This is a genomic window from Shewanella sp. WXL01 (assembly GCF_012263345.1).
GTDB classification, from domain to species: domain Bacteria; phylum Pseudomonadota; class Gammaproteobacteria; order Enterobacterales; family Shewanellaceae; genus Shewanella; species Shewanella maritima.
Map to the genome: position 1 here is coordinate 560973 of NZ_JAAIKQ010000003.1, position 18753 is coordinate 579725.

Annotated in this window: 16 protein-coding genes and 1 riboswitch; of the genes, 7 read left to right on the forward strand and 9 right to left on the reverse strand. The window is 44.3% G+C overall.

Features of this window, described 5'->3' with window-relative positions; genetic code table 11:
• The first annotated feature begins 246 nt into the window (after nt 1–246).
• Both G3R49_RS11150 and G3R49_RS11155 read left to right on the forward strand, forming a co-directional pair.
• Entirely contained in the window at nt 247–1794 is a 1548-nt protein-coding gene (locus tag G3R49_RS11150) for a response regulator (RefSeq protein ID WP_130601797.1), read from the forward strand.
• A 17-nt stretch (nt 1795–1811) separates the two neighbouring features.
• Nucleotides 1812–3182, forward strand: a complete 1371-nt coding sequence (locus tag G3R49_RS11155) for a GAF domain-containing sensor histidine kinase (RefSeq protein WP_130601799.1) — start codon at nt 1812–1814, stop codon at nt 3180–3182.
• 192 nt (nt 3183–3374) lie between these two features.
• Here G3R49_RS11155 and G3R49_RS11160 read toward each other — a convergent pair whose 3' ends face one another.
• From G3R49_RS11160 to G3R49_RS11180, 5 genes are all read right to left on the reverse strand, one after another.
• Complete coding sequence (locus tag G3R49_RS11160; RefSeq protein WP_130601801.1) at nt 3375–5084, reverse strand: proline--tRNA ligase; 1710 nt, start codon at nt 5082–5084, stop codon at nt 3375–3377.
• A 121-nt stretch (nt 5085–5205) separates the two neighbouring features.
• Complete coding sequence (locus G3R49_RS11165) at nt 5206–5814, reverse strand: DapH/DapD/GlmU-related protein (protein ID WP_130601803.1); 609 nt, start codon at nt 5812–5814, stop codon at nt 5206–5208.
• 43 nt (nt 5815–5857) lie between these two features.
• Nucleotides 5858–6607, reverse strand: a complete 750-nt coding sequence (gene tsaA, locus G3R49_RS11170; RefSeq protein WP_167869685.1) for a tRNA (N6-threonylcarbamoyladenosine(37)-N6)-methyltransferase TrmO — start codon at nt 6605–6607, stop codon at nt 5858–5860.
• Nucleotides 6608–6786: 179 nt separating this feature from the next.
• Nucleotides 6787–7179, reverse strand: coding sequence for an Rcs stress response system protein RcsF (rcsF, locus tag G3R49_RS11175; RefSeq protein ID WP_167869686.1), 393 nt, complete (start codon nt 7177–7179; stop codon nt 6787–6789).
• A gap of 192 nt (nt 7180–7371) precedes the next feature.
• The gene (locus G3R49_RS11180) at nt 7372–7776 is read right to left on the reverse strand and encodes an H-NS family nucleoid-associated regulatory protein (RefSeq protein ID WP_130601809.1); all 405 of its coding nucleotides are present in this window, start codon (nt 7774–7776) and stop codon (nt 7372–7374) included.
• Nucleotides 7777–8211: 435 nt separating this feature from the next.
• Here G3R49_RS11180 and G3R49_RS11185 point away from each other — a divergent pair, with 435 nt between their 5' ends.
• From G3R49_RS11185 to G3R49_RS11200, 4 genes are all read left to right on the forward strand, one after another.
• Nucleotides 8212–8961 (forward strand): electron transfer flavoprotein subunit beta/FixA family protein, encoded by a 750-nt coding sequence (locus G3R49_RS11185; protein WP_167869687.1) that lies wholly within the window; start codon nt 8212–8214, stop codon nt 8959–8961.
• A gap of 1 nt (nt 8962) precedes the next feature.
• Nucleotides 8963–9886, forward strand: coding sequence for an FAD-binding protein (locus G3R49_RS11190; protein ID WP_167869688.1), 924 nt, complete (start codon nt 8963–8965; stop codon nt 9884–9886).
• 86 nt (nt 9887–9972) lie between these two features.
• Nucleotides 9973–10172, forward strand: a riboswitch (Lysine riboswitch).
• A gap of 77 nt (nt 10173–10249) precedes the next feature.
• Complete coding sequence (locus G3R49_RS11195; protein ID WP_167869689.1) at nt 10250–11812, forward strand: Na+/H+ antiporter NhaC family protein; 1563 nt, start codon at nt 10250–10252, stop codon at nt 11810–11812.
• Between the two features lie 222 nt (nt 11813–12034).
• The gene (locus G3R49_RS11200) at nt 12035–12616 is read left to right on the forward strand and encodes a thymidine kinase (protein WP_167869690.1); all 582 of its coding nucleotides are present in this window, start codon (nt 12035–12037) and stop codon (nt 12614–12616) included.
• A gap of 74 nt (nt 12617–12690) precedes the next feature.
• Here the strand turns inward: G3R49_RS11200 and G3R49_RS11205 are convergent, their stop codons facing one another.
• The gene (locus G3R49_RS11205; protein WP_167869691.1) at nt 12691–14481 is read right to left on the reverse strand and encodes an acyl-CoA dehydrogenase C-terminal domain-containing protein; all 1791 of its coding nucleotides are present in this window, start codon (nt 14479–14481) and stop codon (nt 12691–12693) included.
• Nucleotides 14482–14675: 194 nt separating this feature from the next.
• Nucleotides 14676–15104: a hypothetical protein gene (locus G3R49_RS11210; protein ID WP_167869692.1), complete on the reverse strand. Its 429-nt coding sequence runs from the start codon at nt 15102–15104 to the stop codon at nt 14676–14678.
• A 253-nt stretch (nt 15105–15357) separates the two neighbouring features.
• Between G3R49_RS11210 and G3R49_RS11215 the strand changes: the two genes are divergently transcribed.
• Complete coding sequence (locus G3R49_RS11215) at nt 15358–15870, forward strand: TlpA disulfide reductase family protein (RefSeq protein WP_167869693.1); 513 nt, start codon at nt 15358–15360, stop codon at nt 15868–15870.
• 179 nt (nt 15871–16049) lie between these two features.
• Here G3R49_RS11215 and G3R49_RS11220 read toward each other — a convergent pair whose 3' ends face one another.
• Both G3R49_RS11220 and G3R49_RS11225 read right to left on the reverse strand, forming a co-directional pair.
• The gene (locus G3R49_RS11220) at nt 16050–18083 is read right to left on the reverse strand and encodes a PhoX family phosphatase (RefSeq protein WP_167869694.1); all 2034 of its coding nucleotides are present in this window, start codon (nt 18081–18083) and stop codon (nt 16050–16052) included.
• A gap of 409 nt (nt 18084–18492) precedes the next feature.
• Nucleotides 18493–18753: a hypothetical protein gene (locus G3R49_RS11225; RefSeq protein ID WP_167869695.1), complete on the reverse strand. Its 261-nt coding sequence runs from the start codon at nt 18751–18753 to the stop codon at nt 18493–18495.

The following is an 18753-nucleotide window of genomic DNA, read 5'->3' on the forward strand; positions in this document are numbered from 1 at the left end:
TTTTTGTAGTCGCTTTTTGTTAATTTCACTCGAAATACTTTGAATCGATATTGCCGCTGAATAACTCGACTTAAGCATAAGCGCAAATCGCTAAATAAATGTTCGTGTGGGCGGCAGGTTTGAAAGGCAATTAAGTGTGTAGCAGGTGTCACCTTAGATACATCACTTACGCCGTTCTGGTAGGAAACCAAGGTTAGTTTTCGTTCATATTACGCAGTAAACCAACCCAAACTTTAAGGATACAGTGTGGCTCTATTTAAAAAGTCGTCAGAAATGCGCTCATCGGGTACGCAAGAAAAACGTACCCAATTAAGCCCATGGAAAGTGGTTATCATTGATGATGAGCCTGGTATTCATGAAGTGACTAAATTTGCCCTTAGTAACTTTAAGTTGGATGGCAGAGGGTTAACCTTCTTCTCTTGCTTCAGCGCCGCTGAAGGGTTTGCACTGATGCGCGATGAGCCCGATATTGCACTTGCCTTTGTCGATGTAGTGATGGAAAGCGACCATGCTGGGCTTGATTTAGTTGAGCAAATCCGTAGTGAATTAGAAAACCACAGTACACGTATTATTTTACGCACAGGTCAGCCTGGTAGCGCACCAGAAGAGCGCGTTATTCGTGATTTTGACATTAACGACTACAAAGCAAAAACTGAACTAACAGCTGCAAAGCTAAAATCCTGCGTTTATACCTCACTGCGCTCTTACCGCGATATTAAAATCATCGAACAAAGCCAAAAAGGTATGGAGAAGGTAATTTCCGCTTCATCGTCTGTGCTGCGCTCGCAAACCTTATATCATTTTGGCAGTGCCGTGTTAGAGCAAACTCTGCAACTATTGAGTTTAAATAGCTCTGCACTTTACCTCACTAGTTACCATCAGGATTTATACGAAGATACACAGATGAATCTGCTAGCTGCCACAGGTGATATGGTGAGCTATAAAGAGATAGAAAATGTCGAGTCGCTGCCCGGTGATGTGAAAGAGTACATTATCGAAGCGATTGCGCTGAAAAAATCGGTGATCCACGACAACATATATGTAGGCTTTTACCAATTCGGCTCAGATGTCACTAGCATTTTATACCTGCAACACGATACCTCTTTGACGCCACTGCAAGTTCGTATTCTTGAGCTATTCGCCGCCAACGTTAGCATTACATTTGAAAACCTTACCGGTAAAGAGAACGTACAGCAGACGCAAAAAGAGCTGATTCTGATCATAGGTGACGCGATTGAGCAGCGCAGTAAAGAAACCGGCGCTCACGTAAGACGTGTTGCGATTATGTGTGAAATGCTCGCAGAGTATTTAAATATGAGTGATGAGTTTATTGAGACGATTCGCTACGCTGCTCCACTGCATGACGTGGGGAAAATCGGTATCCCTGAAAGCATTTTGCATAAGCCAGGTAAGCTTGACGAGCAAGAGTGGGAAATTATGAAAACCCACGCTGAAAAAGGCTATAACCTGTTGGCAGCGTCAAACCGTATTATCGCCAAAATGGGCGCACGGATTGCTTATACTCACCATGAGCGTTGGGATGGTGATGGTTATCCTCGAGGGTTAAGCGGTGAAGACATTCCTCTTGAAGGGCGTATTATGGCTGTGGTTGATGTAGTGGATGCTCTGCTGTCAAAACGCAGTTATAAACCAGCATGGCCAGCAGAGAAGGTAGAGGCATATATCCGCGAGCAGTCAGGTAAACAGTTTGACCCTGAACTATGTAAGGCGACATTGGCGCTTATGTCGAAGTTTGTCGATGTTCAGCGCAAGATGCCTGATGATGGCCATTAAAGCTAGGGTAGCGGTAGATGAACACTGAACTAGAAAGCGTGCTTTTAGATGTAAGTCAATCCAGTGATATTGATCAAGGAGACTTAACCCAGGCATCTAAGTTGATAGTGCATTCGGTCGTTCAGGGGCTTGGCATTGATCGAGCCGGAATTTGGCTATTAAGCGATGACAAGCAGCAAATCGACAGTATTTTTATACTTGATAAGCAGCAGCATCTTGACGATTTATCCTTGCCTCGCAGCGCATTCCCTGCATATTTTACCGCATTAGATACCGAACGAGTAATTGCTGCTGAAGATGCGTGTCATCACGTTGCCACCCATGAGTTTACCGATGTTTATCTTAAGCCTAACGGCATAGTGTCAATGCTTGATTGCCCAATTCGCCACAAAGGCAAGATGATTGGGGTGATCTGCTGCGAGCATAGAGGTCAATTGCTTGACTGGAGCCGAGAGCAGCAAGCCTTTGTAAGCTCTCTCGCTGATTTATATGGTCGTGCCGTTAATGCTAATGAGGTCAGGCATTATCAATTAGAGCTTGAGCAAATTAATACCCGGCTTGAAGATGAAGTTAATAGGCGCACCGAAGAGCTAAACATCACTATAGATAAACTTAAAGCCGCGCAAACCAAGCTGGTGGAAAGTGAGAAAATGGCGGCTTTAGGTAACTTAGTTGCAGGTGTTGCCCATGAGGTTAATACGCCTTTAGGAATATCTGTGACATCCACAAGTCACTGTATTGATGAGCTAAATAAGCTAAAAGCTAAGTTTACTGCTGGTGAGTTAGGTGAGGAGGATTTTGAGTACTTTTTGAGTACCATGGAAGATGGCCTGCAGCTCATCAACCGTAATCTATCTCGCGCAGCAGAATTGGTACATAATTTTAAACGTACAGCTGCCGATCAGTTGCTGCTTGAGCGAGAGCAGTTTGATTTGACTCAATATTTAGAACAAATTTCTACACCACTTAGACCGCTTACACGTAAGCATAACATCGAGCTTGTTATCGATTTTGAAGATGCTATTCATATCGACTCATACCCTGGCGCCATAGCGCAAATTTTTACCAACCTGGTGTCGAATTGCTTTCGACACGCTTACCCGGATAGTTTTGAAGGCGATAAGAAAATACAGCTTGGCGCAAAGGCCATGGATGATAGGGTGATGATGTACTATAAAGACAATGGTGTCGGCTTATCAGCTGAGGTGAAAGAGCGTATCTTTGAGCCATTTTTTACTACGGCGCGAAATGCGGGCGGAACAGGTTTAGGTATGTCGATAGTTTATAATCTGGTGACGCAAAAGTTAGGTGGTAGCATCGAGATCCTATCCGAGCCAAACCAGGGACTTGAAATCGATATTTATATTGATAAAGAGGTTTCTAATTAAGGCTAGCTTTCAACTTATCTCCAAATTCTAGAGCATGAATTAAACTAACCACTATAAAGGTGGCTTTTTGCAATTACGGAAAATTCTGGCCATTAAAAAACGCACCCTAAGGTGCGTTTTTTATATCAGCTTTGTCCCCTAAATTGTGATGCTGATTGTATTGGTGCTCAGTCAGTAGGGGCTTAGCAGTCTTTATTTAGCAGATTTTAAGAACTCAACAATATTGTCAAAAGCAACTTCTTGCTTTTCACCACTGCGGCGGTTCTTGTATTCAAATACGCCAGCATCAATATTGCGATCGCCAATCACCACAACATGAGGTAGACCAACTAGCTCCATGTCGTTAAACATCACGCCAGGGCGTTCTTTACGGTCATCGAATAATACTTCGAAGCCCGCGTCAGTCAGATCTTGATACAGCTGCTCAGCTTTTTCCTTCACTCGGTGAGACTTGTGCATATTCATCGGCAGAATACCCACAGTAAATGGTGCTAGGCTTTCTGGTAACATCATGCCGCGGTCATCATGGTTTTGCTCAATTGCAGCAGCAACGATGCGGCTAACACCCACACCATAGCAACCCATTAGCATCACTTTAGATTTACCGTTTTCGTCAAGTACGCTTGCGCCCATCGCTTCTGAGTAGTTAGTGCCAAGCTGGAAGATATGACCAACTTCAATACCACGCGCCATCGCGTAAGTGCCTTTACCGTCTGGTGTAGGCTCACCTTCCACTACGTTGCGGATATCCATAGCTTGTGGCATATCCACGTCGCGGTTCCAGTTGATACCAAAGTAGTGCTTATCATCTTGGTTTGCGCCTGCGCCAAAATCACTCATTACCGCGACATCGTTGTCGATAATGATAGGCATGTTAAGACCAACAGGGCCTAATGACCCTGGGCCTGCACCTACCGCTTGGCGAATTTCTTCATCGGTCGCGAATTCAAGCGGCGCAGCAACGAGATCGTGCTTGTCAGCTTTAAGCTCGTTAAGTTCATGATCGCCGCGCACCATCAGTGCCACTAATGGTGCTTCTTCGGTTGCACCTTTAACGATGAGCGTTTTAACCGTTTTGGTGATCTCAAGGTCAAACTGCTCAACTAGCTCAGCGATGGTTTTGGCGTTTGGTGTGTCAACTAAGCTCATTTCTTGAGTCGGCTCAGCCAAGGTTGTGCTTGGCATTGGTGCTTCTGCTTTCTCAATGTTGGCCGCGTAATCGCTGTCAGTTGAGTAAGCGATTAAGTCTTCACCACTGTTAGCGAGTACGTGGAACTCATGTGATGCACTGCCGCCGATAGAGCCTGTATCAGCAATTACTGGGCGATAAGCCAAACCCATGCGCTCTAGAATGTTGCTGTAGGCTTTATGCATCGCCTGGTAGGTTTCATCCATGCTTTCTTGAGTTAAATGGAAAGAGTATGCATCTTTCATTAAGAACTCACGGGCACGCATCACACCAAAACGTGGACGAACTTCATCGCGGAACTTAGTCTGTACTTGATATAAAGTCAGAGGTAGCTGTTTGTATGAGCTAACTTCTTTACGAACTAGGTCTGTGATCACTTCTTCGTGAGTTGGACCTAATACGAAGTCGCGGTTGTGGCGGTCTTGAAAGCGCAGTAGCTCTGGGCCAAACTTGTCCCAACGGCCTGTTTCTTCCCAAAGGTCTGCCGGTTGAACTAACGGCATTAAAATTTCGATAGCGCCTGCTTTGTTCATTTCTTCACGTACAATTGCCTCAACTTTGCGCAATACGCGCAAGCCACTTGGCAGCCATGAATATAAACCTGATGCATTGCGACGAATGAAGCCAGCACGAAGCATCAATTGGTGACTAACGATTTCTGCATTTGCAGGGGTTTCTTTTTGGGTTGAAAGCAGGTAGTTGCTTACACGCATTCCTAATGTCCACTCAATAGCTATTAATGAGCGTCATTTTAGCACTTGAAGCGCTGATGTCACTGAATATTTAAGCTTTATAGCGGATGATTCTTAGCTAACAATTTAACTCGAGTTCAGGTTATTTATCGCGGCGATCGCCAATTTTTCGAGCTGGATTTCCGGCCATAATGGCAAAGTCTTCGACATCTTTAGTCACAACTGCGCCCATGCCGATAACCGCTTGGTTACCGATTGTCACGCCATCGACGATACCGGCTTGCGCACCAACCCAAACATCTTCACCTATGGTGATGCCTTTTGAGCTGACTGGTTGTTGATAAATAGGAGCATCGACACTCATGCCGTGATTGAAGGCATAAATGGTGACATTATTGGCAATGCGAGTGCGATTACCTATGGTGATACCTACTCGGCCGCCATCAATACTGCAGCCATGATTAATCGCGACTTCATCGCCGATATTAATCGGACCATGGATAAAGCTGTCTGCGGCAATCATGCATTTAGAGCCAATTGTGATGTCGCGTCCAGGTTCGGCAAATAGGTTTGCTTCTGGGGCGATAAAGCAATTGTCGCCAATTGAGACTGTTTCGAGCGCACTTAATTGCTGCTGAATTCCTTCTTGCCAAGGTTTTGCCCAAGCAAAATGCTTAGGCTTTAGGTTGAAGTAAAGCCATGGCATATAAGATAAGCGTTTTTTATGCTGGGTTTGGTAGTCAATGGTCATTTGCATTTATTGATAGAATTTAGGTCTTTCTAAATTATAGTGCTTATTGATGCTCTTTATTGTCGATAACTTTGCTACTCACGAGCTGTTCAACAACTATAATATTGTCGATAACACGCCAAAATATATCGCGGTCATATAATGCCAGTTGATAGAGTTTTGGGTCTACTTTAGCTTTTTTGTAGGCAGGCCTTGGATCTTGGGACAATACTCCTTCAATAAGCAGCTTAAACTGATCGACATGTTCATGTTTAGCTTCGTATTGGCTAATTTGTATTAAAGCTTGCTCGCTAAATTCAACACTAATTAACTCAGGTTTTTCTTGTGCCATTCCGCCTTTGGCATCGCTGATTGCATCAGAAAAAGGGATATAAGGTTTGATATCAATAATTGGTGTTTTATCAACCAAGTCCATACCTGATATTTCTAGTCTAATTTTGCCATCTTGCTGAATTACTCGGTGCAGTTTAACAACTGATTGACCTAAGCCATTTGGGCGAAATGTAGCACGAGTAGCGAATACACCTAACTTTTCATTACCGCCTAAGCGAGGTGGGCGTACAGTTGTTTTCCAACCTTGAGCTAAGTTTTCATGAAAACTAAATACTAACCAAAGGTGCGAATATTGCTCAATACCTCTTACACAGTCGATATTATTAAACTCACCAACAAGTTCTATATATCCTTTGGTATCGACTAAACCGGGTTGACGTGGGATGCCAAATTTTTGTTTGTATGGTGTACGGCAAATTGCAACGGCCGAGATTAGGTTTGAGAAACTAGAAGTAGACATAATCGAAACTAAATTAATACAGTATGGAGTAGGGAGGCGCGGTATTTACTATGATGGCGAAGGTGTCAGCGCTATCAAACATTATTTAAAAACGATGTGATAGCGCATTTTACTTAACTGAGATAGCAAGATATAAATTTAGCTGCCAATTTTGCCAAACTCAGGTTTGTCACCTTATATTAGTTGTTATTCTGCAATTTAATTGCTTTGCCGACACATAATGCTTGTGATTGACAGCTAGAATCTGGCTCATCAATGACGTGACAGTTTTGAATGAGCAACCCGTTTGCCCCCATGTCTGCTGCATTACGTCTTGCTTCAGTCCTTGCCTGTGCTTTGTCCGCAGGAGCATCATTAACCGTTTGTTGGCAAGCCTGGCCTTGAACTAAGCCCAATATTTCATAACTTTGTCTAGGCTGTACGCCTTTATCAAATAGTGTCACTTCGCCTGGTTTGAAGTACTCGTCGATAGCCTGGCTGTCTAGATTACTATTGAAGGTGTATTCACCTGCACACCCTGATAATAGAGCTAAGCTAGCGAGAATTGATAAACTTGATTGAGGCTTAAACATAGGTAGTTGCCGCTCATTTGAGTTAGTTAGTTAAGTTTACTCACTATAGGGTAGCAAGCAAAGTGCTTTACTGCAGACTTAAACAATAAATTGCAAAAAATTGTCCACAAAAAAGGCTGAGATACCTCAGCCTTTTGCATGTGCTTGCTTGTGACAACAAGCGCTAAACTGCGTAATGATGTACGACGCTGTTTATGCCATTCCTGGAATTAAAAAATCATCCATTGATTTACCGGCATCTACTTCATTTTTAAATACAGTAGGCATACGACCTTGACCAGTCCAAGTAATTAACTCACCGTCTACGGTAATTTGATACTTAGCTGGGCGTGGTGCACGCTTTTTAGGTGCAGGCTTGGTAGCCGATGCATCTAAATCTTCAATTGATAAACCGCTTTCTTCAATCTGAGCTAAAATTTCAGCAATACGTGCATCACGCGCTGCATTTGCTTCTGCTTTAGCTTTCTCTTCAGCTTCACGGTCGTCAATGATTTTATTTAGTTTGGTGGCTACGTCGCGTAAATCTTCTAGAGCTAGGTCTTTAACTGCAGCTTTAAAACGACGGCCATGGGTTAACACGCTAATAAAATCACTCATTGCTACTATCCTAATTATTTAAAAAGGGAGATTTGATAATTCATTTTAATTATAGATTTTTAAAAGTGAAGCCTAGTTCGTGACGATGAAGACTGTGAACTAACTTACACTTTTAACTAACAGGTTTGCGGACTTTTTATTGCGAATTACAACGAGCAAAAAATAACGCAGACGCTTGAATTGCTAATAATAGAAATAAAATTTGTTACTGGCAAATTATAAAATATAAATAAGTGTAAATTTTTCTAGTTCCGTCAAAAATATCATAAATGTGTGCATGTCAAATTTGATTGCCAAAACGGGTAATTAAAAAGTGTTAAACAAGCGTTTGAATTGCATTGACGTTAACGTCAACAGGAAGTAGAGTTGAGCTAACTTGCATTGGCATAGGCCAATGTGTCGTCCACATACATGAAGGTGTAGGAAGGAACCCCTATGAAAGTATTGGTGCCAGTAAAGCGCGTCGTTGATGCCAATGTGAAGGTCAGGGTAAAAGCTGATAACACAAACGTAGACACAGCAAACCTAAAGATGGCGTTGAACCCATTTTGTGAGATTGCAGTAGAAGAAGCGGTACGCTTGCAAGAAGCAGGTAAGGCCACTGAAGTTGTTGTTGTGAGTGTCGGTACTAAAGCAGTGCATGAGCAACTACGTACAGCAATGGCATTAGGTGCAGATCGTGCAATTCATGTTGAGACTGATGAAGAATTAGTGCCGCTATCAATTGCCAAAATTTTGCATGCTGTGCAACAAAAAGAGCAAGCAGATATTGTATTGCTAGGTAAGCAGTCTATTGATGGCGACAATAACCAAACAGGCCAAATGCTAGCTGCGCTGGCTGATATGCCTCAGGCTACGTTTGCTTCTGAAGTAAACGTAGAAGATGGCAAACTAACCGTCACTCGTGAAGTTGACGGTGGTTTGCAAACATTGGCGATGCCATTACCAGCAGTTGTTACTGCTGACCTTCGCTTAAACGAACCTCGCTACGCTAAGTTACCAAACATTATGAAGGCTAAGCGTAAGCCACTTGAAACTGTCACCATTGATGACTTGGGTGTAACCCTTAAAGTGCATCAAGAGGTGGTAAAAGTTACGCCGCCAACAGAGCGTCAAGCGGGCATCATGGTGTCTTCAGCAGAAGAGCTAGTTGAGAAGTTAAAGAACGAAGCGAAGGTGATTTAGTATGACTATTCTAGTATTAGCTGAACATGATAATCAGCAATTAAAAACCGATACCGCTAAAGTCGTTAGCGCAGCAAAAGCCATTGGTGGTGACATTCACCTACTGGTTGCTGGTGAAAACTGTGGCGCAGTTGTTGATAGTGCCAAGCAACTTGATGGCGTTGCTAAAGTACTGGTTGCCGACGCTGGCGCTTATGGTGCACAGCTTGCTGAAAACCTATCAAAACTTGTTAATGACCTAAGTGGCGACTACTCACACATTTTGGCTGCAGCTTCAAGTGTGGGTAAAGCAACCTTACCTCGCGTAGCAGCGCTTGCTGATGTAGCGCAAATTTCTGAAATCATTGAAGTGGTTGATGCCGATACGTTTGTACGCCCAATTTATGCGGGTAATGCATTAGCGACGGTGAAAAGCTTAGATGACAAGAAAGTTATTACGGTTCGCTCTAGTGCATTTGATGCAGTAGCAGCAACAGGTAATGCAGATGTAGCTGAGCTTACGCAAGTCATTGAAGCTAAAACTGAGTTTGTATCGCAAAGCCTAACTGAATCAGAGCGTCCAGAGCTCGGTAATGCTGGCATTATTGTATCGGGTGGTCGCGGCATGGGCAGTGGTGAGAATTTTGCCATCCTTGAGCAACTTGCCGATAAACTTGGCGCTGCGGTTGGTGCATCTCGCGCGGCTGTTGATGCAGGCTTTGTACCGAATGATTTACAGGTTGGTCAAACCGGTAAGATCGTTGCTCCAGAGCTATATATCGCCGTTGGTATCTCAGGTGCTATCCAGCATCTAGCCGGTATGAAGGATTCGAAAGTGATTGTTGCAATCAACAAAGATCCAGAAGCGCCTATCTTCCAGGTTGCTGACTACGGCCTAGAAGCAGACTTGTTTGACGCCGTGCCTGCGCTCAATAACTTGATCTAAAACTTGATCTGAATCACACTAAGCGGCTCTGGGGTGGCATCCCCATAGCCGCTTATGTTTTTATGTGCCCGCGTTTTTCACAAACGCCCTTTAGTAGAGGAGCATTAAATATCAGTAGTGGTCGTTAGGGTGATGCCTGTGAGCTACCACGAAAGGATTTGGTGCCGAAGTAGTTAGTTTTATCGCAAACAGCTGCTGGTGTTGTTACCGAACAGGTACTGCACTGCCATAGTATTGTTTTGTCGGGATGACAAAACTGATTTTACTATGGAGCGCTACTGAGAGGACAGGTGTTCCTAGGTATGACCTTACCTTGCACCGGTTCAGTCGCCCTCCATTCGTACTTACACGAAGAAAATAATAATGAATTTAATCAACTATGCTGACTCAGCATTGTCTTTATTGCCGCCTGCTGTTGCGATTGTACTTGCTGTATTTACTCGAAAAGTACTGCTTTCACTAGGTGTGGGGATAATTATTGGCGCACTGCTACTTACCGACTTTAATCTCGCAAATACCGCCAGCTTTATCGGCGATACCGCCACTGGCCTAGTTTGGGATGATGGTGCACTTAATGCCTGGAACCTAAACATTCTTGGATTTCTCGTTTTACTTGGCATGATCACTGCGCTTATTAGTGTTAGTGGCAGCTCACGAGCCTTTGCGGATTGGGCAAAGGAGCGCATTCGCAACAAACGTGATGCTAAGCTGATGACAATGGTGCTTGGTTGTGCGGTATTTATTGATGATTATTTCAATAGTCTGGTAGTTGGCTCTATTTCACGCCCAATTACCGACCGCTACCATATCTCACGTGCCAAGTTAGCTTATTTACTTGATTCAACGGCTGCACCAGTTTGTGTGATTTCACCTATCTCGAGCTGGGGTGCTTACATCATTGCACTTATTGGCGGTATTCTTACTGCCCACGGTTTTGCTGATACTGGTCACTTGACCATTTTCATGCAAATGATCCCAATGAACTTCTACGCTATTTTTGCGTTGCTGTTATTACTGTGTGTAGCTATGTTCACTTTAGATGTTGGTCCAATGCGCCAGCATGAGCAAAACGCCCAAAAAGGTGAATTGTACGATGAGTCGAAGGGCATGCCGCCAGGGGCGACTGCTGATTTACCTGAAGCGGATACAGGTAAAATTTCTGGTCTGTTCGTGCCGATTTTAGTACTGATTGCGGCCACTGTATTTTTCATGATTTCAAGCGGCGCAGACGCGTTAGCGGCTGACAATAAACCATTTTCAGTATTAGGTGCGTTCGAGAATACTGATGTCGCTCAGTCACTGCTTTATGGTGGGTTAGTTGGCTTTGTGGTGACCTTCATTTTGGCATTTGTGCAGAAGGTAGCATTCAACATGATTGCCAAAGGTATGTTGATGGGCGCTAAGTCGATGCTGCCAGCTATTTACATCTTACTTTTTGCTTGGTCTATTGCTGGTGTAATTGGTCAATTAGAAACGGGTAAGTACATGGCAAGCCTTGCTACTGGTAATATCCCGTTTGAATTACTGCCGGCCGTACTATTTTTACTAGCAGGTTTAACGGCTTTTTCTACCGGTACTAGCTGGGGTACTTTCGGTATTATGTTGCCAATCGCTGCGGATATGGCGATGGGAAGCGACAGTACTATGATGTTACCAATGCTCTCAGCTGTGCTTGCTGGTGCTGTATTTGGCGATCATTGCTCACCAATCTCAGACACCACGATTTTGTCATCCACCGGTGCAAGTTGTCATCACTTAGACCATGTATGGACTCAGTTGCCGTACGCTGTGATAGTCGCGCTAATCAGTATTGCGGGTTATATCGTGCTTGGCTTTACTTCGTCAGTGCTATTTGGCCTAGCGACTGCCAGTGTGTTATTTGTGATTAGTGTATTGGTGCTTAAAGCCAAATCTAATGCTCAGTAGCGGCTAGTTGTCTTCAGAAAAAAAACCGCGATTTTCGCGGTTTTTTCGTTTCAAATGAAGCTACTCTCGCCAATCATTTAACCTGCTATGCTGCTAGTCCAGTGCATGCAGGCCGTTAAGGCGCGCGGTTAGTTAACCGAAACTGAGAAAATGATCCACCGCAATGCCTTTTGCTGTCCGCTTGGGTATAATCAAGCGCAAAATATAAAAAGGGTCTTGGTTTTGGCACAGTTGTACTTCTATTATTCGGCAATGAATGCCGGCAAATCGACTTCATTATTACAGTCTTCTTATAACTACCGTGAACGCGGTATGAACACCTTAGTAATGACCGCATCAATTGATGATCGTTACGGTCAGGGCAAGGTTTCATCACGTATTGGTATTCAAACCGATGCGCAAGTCTTTGGTGACAAAGACAATCTAATTGACTTAGTCGCCACCGCAAAAGCGGCGCAAGATATCCACTGCGTATTAGTTGATGAGTGTCAGTTTTTAAGTAAAGAGCAAGTTCGCCAATTAACCCATGTGGTCGACAACTTTGATATTCCTGTACTGTGCTATGGCCTAAGAACTGACTTTCAGGGCGAACTTTTCGTTGGCAGTCAGTATCTTCTTGCGTGGGCTGACAAATTAGTTGAGCTTAAAACCATTTGTCATTGCGGCCGTAAGGCCAACATGGTGGTGCGCCTTGATGAGACGGGTAAGCCAATGAAAGAAGGTGAGCAGGTTGCCATTGGCGGTAACGAAAGTTACGAGTCAGTATGCCGCAAGCATTTTAGAGAAACCCTGTGGGATGCGTAACTGCAATTTACAAGCCGAATAATTAAAAAAAACAGCTTCCGAGGAAGCTGTTTTTTTATTGATAAAGCTAGCGGCTAGAACAGCTCATCTTCAAACTCGACGATATCCTGGCTGCTGGCTTCGATTTGTCTTGCTAGGCTGCCTGTCTGTACAGCCCAGTAACCCATGTAAAACTTGGCTGTTTTAAGCTTTTCTTGATAGAAAGCAGTATCGTCGCTACCGTTGGCTAGCGCCTCAAGTGAGGTTGCCGCCATCCTTGCCCACATCCAGGCTAACGATGTGATCCCTAAAATTTGCATATAGGCCATTGATGCCGCACCAATCAAATCTGGGTTGGTTTGTGCCGCTTTCACTATGTAACCGGTTGCACGTTCAAGGTCTGCTGCCGCTTTCATCAAACCGCCAATGAATGGCTGCATCTCATCATTTCCCGCATGCTGCTCAATAAAGCTTTTCACCATTTCTGACCAGGCCATTAAAGCTGCGCCTTTATCTGATAATAGTTTACGGCCAACAAGATCCAGCGCTTGTACACCGTTAGTGCCTTCATAAATCATGGCAATGCGGCAATCGCGTACGAATTGTTCCATTCCCCATTCATTAATATAACCGTGACCACCAAAGACCTGCTGAGCATCGACACAGGCCTTAAAGCCCTGATCGGTAACAAAGCCCTTAACGATTGGAGTGAATAGGGCGGCAATGGCATGCGCTTGTTTTGCCTTGACGGTATCGACATTGCGCTCAGCTTGGTCAAGCCATAGCGCTTGTTGACCCATTAATGCGCGCGCACCTTGGTTAAGTGCTTTTTGTGATAACAACATGCGGCGCACATCACCATGAACCAAAATTGAATCAGCTTTTTGCTCGGTTTGTTTTGCGCCGCTCAACGCACGGCCTTGGATACGCTCTTTAGCGTAAGTAAGGGCATTCTGATAGGCAATTTCTGATAGTCCAAGGCCTTGTATACCCACACCTAAACGAGCTTGGTTCATCATGGTAAACATGGCGCGCAGTCCTTGATGAGGTTCGCCAATCAACTCACCTTTGGCATTATCAAACACCATGACACAAGTCGAGTTACCGTGGATCCCCATTTTATGCTCAAGCGCGGCAGCATGTAAGGTATTGGCTTCACCTAAGCTGCCATCACCATTAACCATGATTTTAGGCACAGCAAATAGCGAGATACCTTTTACGCCCTCGGGTGCGTCTGGCAGTTTGGCAAGCACTAGGTGAACGATATTTTCTGCAAGGTCATGATCGCCAGATGAAATAAAGATTTTCTCGCCGCTAATGGCGAACAACCCGTCTTCTACAGGCTCAGCTTTAGTGCGAAGTAAAGCCAAGTCGGTGCCTGCGTGAGATTCAGTGAGGTTCATGGTGCCAGTCCACTCACCACTGACCAGTTTAGGTAGGTACTTGTTTTTTAGCTCATCGCTACCATGGGCATGGATTGCGGCGTAAGCGCCATGTGTTAACCCAGGATACATGGCAAAAGCCATATTAGTTGATGATTTCATCTCAGTGGCAAATACACCCACGACTTCAGGCAGGCCTTGTCCTCCGTATTCAACGTCACAGGTGAGGGTGGCCCAGCCATTATCAACGTATTGCTGATACGCATCGATAAAACCATCCGGCGTGATGACTTTTCCATCTTCTAGTTTGCAGCCCTGCAGATCGCCGCTAGCATTGAGAGGTAGCATCACTTCTGTGGTGAAGTCTGCAACGCCTTGTAAGATGGCATCAACTAGTTCACTATCAAATTCATCAAATCCTTTGAGGTCTGTGTACTGATAAACATTGAGCAGTTCATTGAGAATAAATTGATAGTCGCGAATGGGTGCTTGATATGTAGGCATAGCTGCTGTCCTTAGTTGTTTGTCCTTGCGTGCTTTGCGCATGAGTTCGTTATTATGCAGTGGTTAATCTTGTTCAAGCATTAACCATAGTCATTACTGTACTTAAGTTTGTTAATAAAAACAGCCGTTTTTTGCTAAACATAGAGTAGAAATATATTCTTTAAATTTCATTTACTTATCTTTGGATTCAAACGCTAGTTTAAATCCTTGAGTAATGCCCTGACTTCCACTCTCACTTGATCAATTTGCGCAACAATCTCATTGGTTGATTGTTGTTGCTGTTGGTAGCTTTGCCAATGTTGTTGCCATGTTTGTTTTAGCTGTTTTGTACTATTTTGTACGCTAGGTGTGGTGATCAGGCTCAAGTCATTAATGAGCCCCACTTTTACCCAGCCTTTACGAGGTGAGCCTAGCTTGCTGTCTTGGTCGTAATGACCTGCATAAATGATGAGTTCTAATTCAGAGAGTTGCAGCAACATCTCAAAACTGGCATCGCGAATATTGGCATTGTGCTCAGAGGCTTGCATGCGCCAGACGTTATAGCTAAAGCCGATTAGCGCAAACAAAAGGCTAGATATCGCAGTTAGTTGCACCAGCTTTAAACGTTGGGAATAGGTAGACATACGGAGCCTCCTGTGTGTTGAAAGGCTTGCTAAGGCAAGGCTTAAGCGCAGTAGATAAAGGCTTATGCCTTAGTTATTGCTATTTACTGTTAACTGTAGCAAATGGATGGCAGTTTCCCTTGGTTATCATGCTTTCGGGTTAATTTGCTGTGAGTTTTTAATTTAGGTTTGTTTTTGCTGAATACAAACGTTAACTCGTCAGGTCTGTTATTGGTAACTAGTATCCAGTCGCTAACAAATGAAGAGAACTCTTATGCCAAATTACATCAAACTGACGTTATTGATTTTAGTTGTATCTTTTAGCGCCTTAATTGGGCTATCTAAGCATGCGCAGTCAGCTGCGAGTAATGGCACCAAGGCACCTGATTTTCAGTTAGCAAATGCTGAGGGTGAAATTGTGTCGTTGATGCAATTTAAGGGGCGTCCTATGGTGATCCACTTTTGGGCCACCTGGTGCCCTTATTGTAAAAAACTGCAGCCCGGGTTAGAGCAATTACGCCTGCAGCATAAAGACACTGACTTAGTTATGCTGGGGATCAGTATTCGCGAAGATAAAGGGGCACAGCCTGCGAAAGTGCTGAGTGATCGCGGCATCGAGTTTATGACTTTGCTAGAGGGAGAGGAGGTTGCCGATACCTATGAGGTGCGCGGCACGCCAACCACGGTATTTATTAATCGTGACGGCGAGATAATTTGGAAAACCAACATATCAGACCCTAACGACCCTAACCTAGCCAAAGCTGTGGAGTTTTTATTGCGCGAATAGCGAGTGTAGTACCAAGCGTGCAACAGTAATTGCGTTGCTAACAGGCCTGAATTCAACTCCGAAGTGCAACTGTGAGCAAATAAAAAGGCAGGAATAATCCTGCCTTTGTCATTTTATTTCAAATTAATTGTAAATAGAGTCAGAAGGTTAACATTTTACTCTGACCCAATTTAGTGTTTTTATACGCCAAGTTCGCTGCCGTCGGTTTTGCGGATTGCGACAACCGATGCGCGTGGACGCACTGTCATGCCTGCTGGCGTCGCTTCTGCAGCATCATTGCTGTATGGCCAGTTGCCTGGGTGTTGGATAGAAACAAACATGGTTTTGTAGTCAGGGGTGATGGTAAAACCTGTGACTTCACAGCCGTTTGGACCAACGAAGAAGCGGCGCAGCTCACCTTGGTTTTCAGAGTTAATTGTCTCTAGATTACCATCGCTATCGGTAAGTTTTGCTGGAATTACCGCTAGCATTTGATCGTTGGTATAGTTGGTTACTTCTTCAGCACCATTGTCGGTTTGAATCCACATGATGCCGCGCTTATCAAAGGCAAGGCCGTCTGGGCTAGCGAATTGGTTAAACTCGTTAAGGCCAGATAGGTTAGTTTGCGCATCACCAGCCGCGTCAGAGCCGAATACAAAAATATCCCAGGTAAACTCAGTTGCCGTTTCGCCTTCATCCCAGCGAATAACGTGACCAAATTTGTTGTTCAAGCGTGGGTTTGCAGGGTTAGTGCCTGCTGATTCATCGCGCTTAGTATTGTTAGTTAGCGTAAGGTACACAGTACCTGTGTATGGGTCGACAGCGCACCACTCTGGGCGGTCCATTGGCGTTGCACCAACAAGGTCTGCTGCACCTGCGGTGTTAAGAATAATCTCTTCTAGGCTGGCAAAGTGATCGGCAAGGGTGCCGCCATCTTTTGTCATGGCATCAAGAGCAAGTGGCAACCAACTACCTACGCCGTCTGCGTCAAATTTAGCCACGTACAAGGTACCTTGGTCCATGTACTTATCACCCATTGCCATGCGGTCTTGGGCATTGGCATCGGCTTCATTCCACACTTCTTTTGACACAAACTTGTACATGTATTCAAAGCGTGAATCGTGACCAGAATAGAAGGTAATCGGTTTACCTGCTTCTAGTTTACCGAACGTGCAGCCTTCGTGACGAAAACGCCCTAGTGCTGTACGTTTAACTGCGCGAGAATTAGCAGTATACGGGTCAATTTCAACGATATAACCGTGACCATTTGCTTCATTGCGGTAGTCTTCTGCTGCGCTGTTACCCGTTGGTGTCACATTAAAGCGAGTAAACTCATCGTTTTGCTCTTCGGCATTACCTGCTAGTGTCTCCCAGCCATAACGCGTAGTACCTGAAGTATCGATACCGATGCGCTCTTGCTCCTCAGTCGTTTCACCTGTGTTGATGAAGTAGCCTGGCCAGTTTTCTTCACAAGTTAGGTAAGTACCCCAAGGGGTATAGCCGTTACCGCAATTGTTTAGTGTGCCGCGAGCTTGACTACCATCAGGTGAAAAAGGCGTAGCTAACTTAGCTGAGTTAGCGAGAGGGCCTGAAATATCCATAGTGGTTAAGCCAGTGTAACGGCGGTTTAATGGGTCGTTATCAACCACATTCCATTGACCGTTATCGTCAAGTTGTACGCGAACCACAGCTACGCCGTGGGCGTTAATTTCTTTGCGTACTTGATCGACACTAGAGCGGATACCATTTTCATCTTTGTCACTACCGTTAGGGTGCAGGGCGTTTTGGTCGATGTATTCATGGTTGATACACAAAAGACCGTCTGTTTCTGAGTCATTCAGTGGGAAAAAGTGCAGGCCGTCGTGATGCATACCCATGGCATTGTCTTGGTCAACAGCGTTATTGCTGCCATCGGCTTGCCATTGTGAACCGTTTGCTGTGATTGGTTGTCCCCAAGGTGCTAGCACTTGCGCCGTGTAGCCTTGAGGTACTGAGACCGCATCAGTTTTAGAACCAACAATTGACTCGAAACCTAGCTTGATGTCGGCAATAGGGTTGTCACTAGAGCTTGAACCACAGCCCGCAAGGCCAAAGGTGCCAAACGTTGCCATCGCACCTAAACCTAGGCCACTTTTTAGAATACTACGACGACTAAGGTGTGCTGCTAATACCTTGTCAAATTCCACGTTATCACTCTTGTTGAAACGAGTTGGATTAAATATTTCCTTACTCACTGCGCTCTCCTAAGACTCTGCGTTTGCTTTATTTGAATTAAATAGAGTGCGGCTAAGTTAATTTAGCTAAATGACAAGCAAGTGATGGATTTATGTCACTAATAGGGTGTTTTTATGTCAGATTTTTTAAATGGCTTGAAATAGCTAGCACAGTCATAGGTTTGCTAAAAATGAGATATCGATATCACATTTGGTCATAATGGTTCTGCGGAGGGTATTTGTGCTAACGCAGGTAGCAATATCGGTTGCTCAGATTAACTAAAAAACCATTCAATGTTGCAATCTACCTCTTAGCTACGCTCTTAGCGTACAGGAATGCAGCTAAGATGCGCGAGTTAATTGGTAAAGCTAAGAAGGTTAGCTAAGAAAGTGAACTAAGAGGTATGACACAGGAGGATCAAAAGTACGATTAATTTGAAGCCGTGCTTGGCTTACACACTTGATGCACTGTGTCATCAGGATGTTGCCAATAATATTGGCGACAGATTTCTCCGGTTTTAATTAGCGTTCTGACTTTTAAGTTACTTAGCTCACTAATTTCGTCTAATGACACAATACCTGAGTTGTCTTGGTCGATAACACGGTATGGAATGGGTGCGGTCACTATGCTGTAGAGATACATGCCCAGGGCGGCAAATAATATAACAAAGGTAAACTTAAATTTTTTCAT

Coding starts and splice junctions, on each gene's coding strand:
- G3R49_RS11215 (WP_167869693.1), top strand. CDS start 15,358: ATGCCAAATTACATCAAACTGACGTTATTGATTTTAGTTGTATCTTTT.
- rcsF (WP_167869686.1), bottom strand. CDS start 7,179: ATGTTTAAGCCTCAATCAAGTTTATCAATTCTCGCTAGCTTAGCTCTA.
- tsaA (WP_167869685.1), bottom strand. CDS start 6,607: ATGTCTACTTCTAGTTTCTCAAACCTAATCTCGGCCGTTGCAATTTGC.
- G3R49_RS11190 (WP_167869688.1), top strand. CDS start 8,963: ATGACTATTCTAGTATTAGCTGAACATGATAATCAGCAATTAAAAACC.
- G3R49_RS11165 (WP_130601803.1), bottom strand. CDS start 5,814: ATGACCATTGACTACCAAACCCAGCATAAAAAACGCTTATCTTATATG.
- G3R49_RS11205 (WP_167869691.1), bottom strand. CDS start 14,481: ATGCCTACATATCAAGCACCCATTCGCGACTATCAATTTATTCTCAAT.
- G3R49_RS11195 (WP_167869689.1), top strand. CDS start 10,250: ATGAATTTAATCAACTATGCTGACTCAGCATTGTCTTTATTGCCGCCT.
- G3R49_RS11210 (WP_167869692.1), bottom strand. CDS start 15,104: ATGTCTACCTATTCCCAACGTTTAAAGCTGGTGCAACTAACTGCGATA.
- G3R49_RS11225 (WP_167869695.1), bottom strand. CDS start 18,753: ATGAAAAAATTTAAGTTTACCTTTGTTATATTATTTGCCGCCCTGGGC.
- G3R49_RS11180 (WP_130601809.1), bottom strand. CDS start 7,776: ATGAGTGATTTTATTAGCGTGTTAACCCATGGCCGTCGTTTTAAAGCT.
- G3R49_RS11185 (WP_167869687.1), top strand. CDS start 8,212: ATGAAAGTATTGGTGCCAGTAAAGCGCGTCGTTGATGCCAATGTGAAG.
- G3R49_RS11160 (WP_130601801.1), bottom strand. CDS start 5,084: ATGCGTGTAAGCAACTACCTGCTTTCAACCCAAAAAGAAACCCCTGCA.
- G3R49_RS11155 (WP_130601799.1), top strand. CDS start 1,812: ATGAACACTGAACTAGAAAGCGTGCTTTTAGATGTAAGTCAATCCAGT.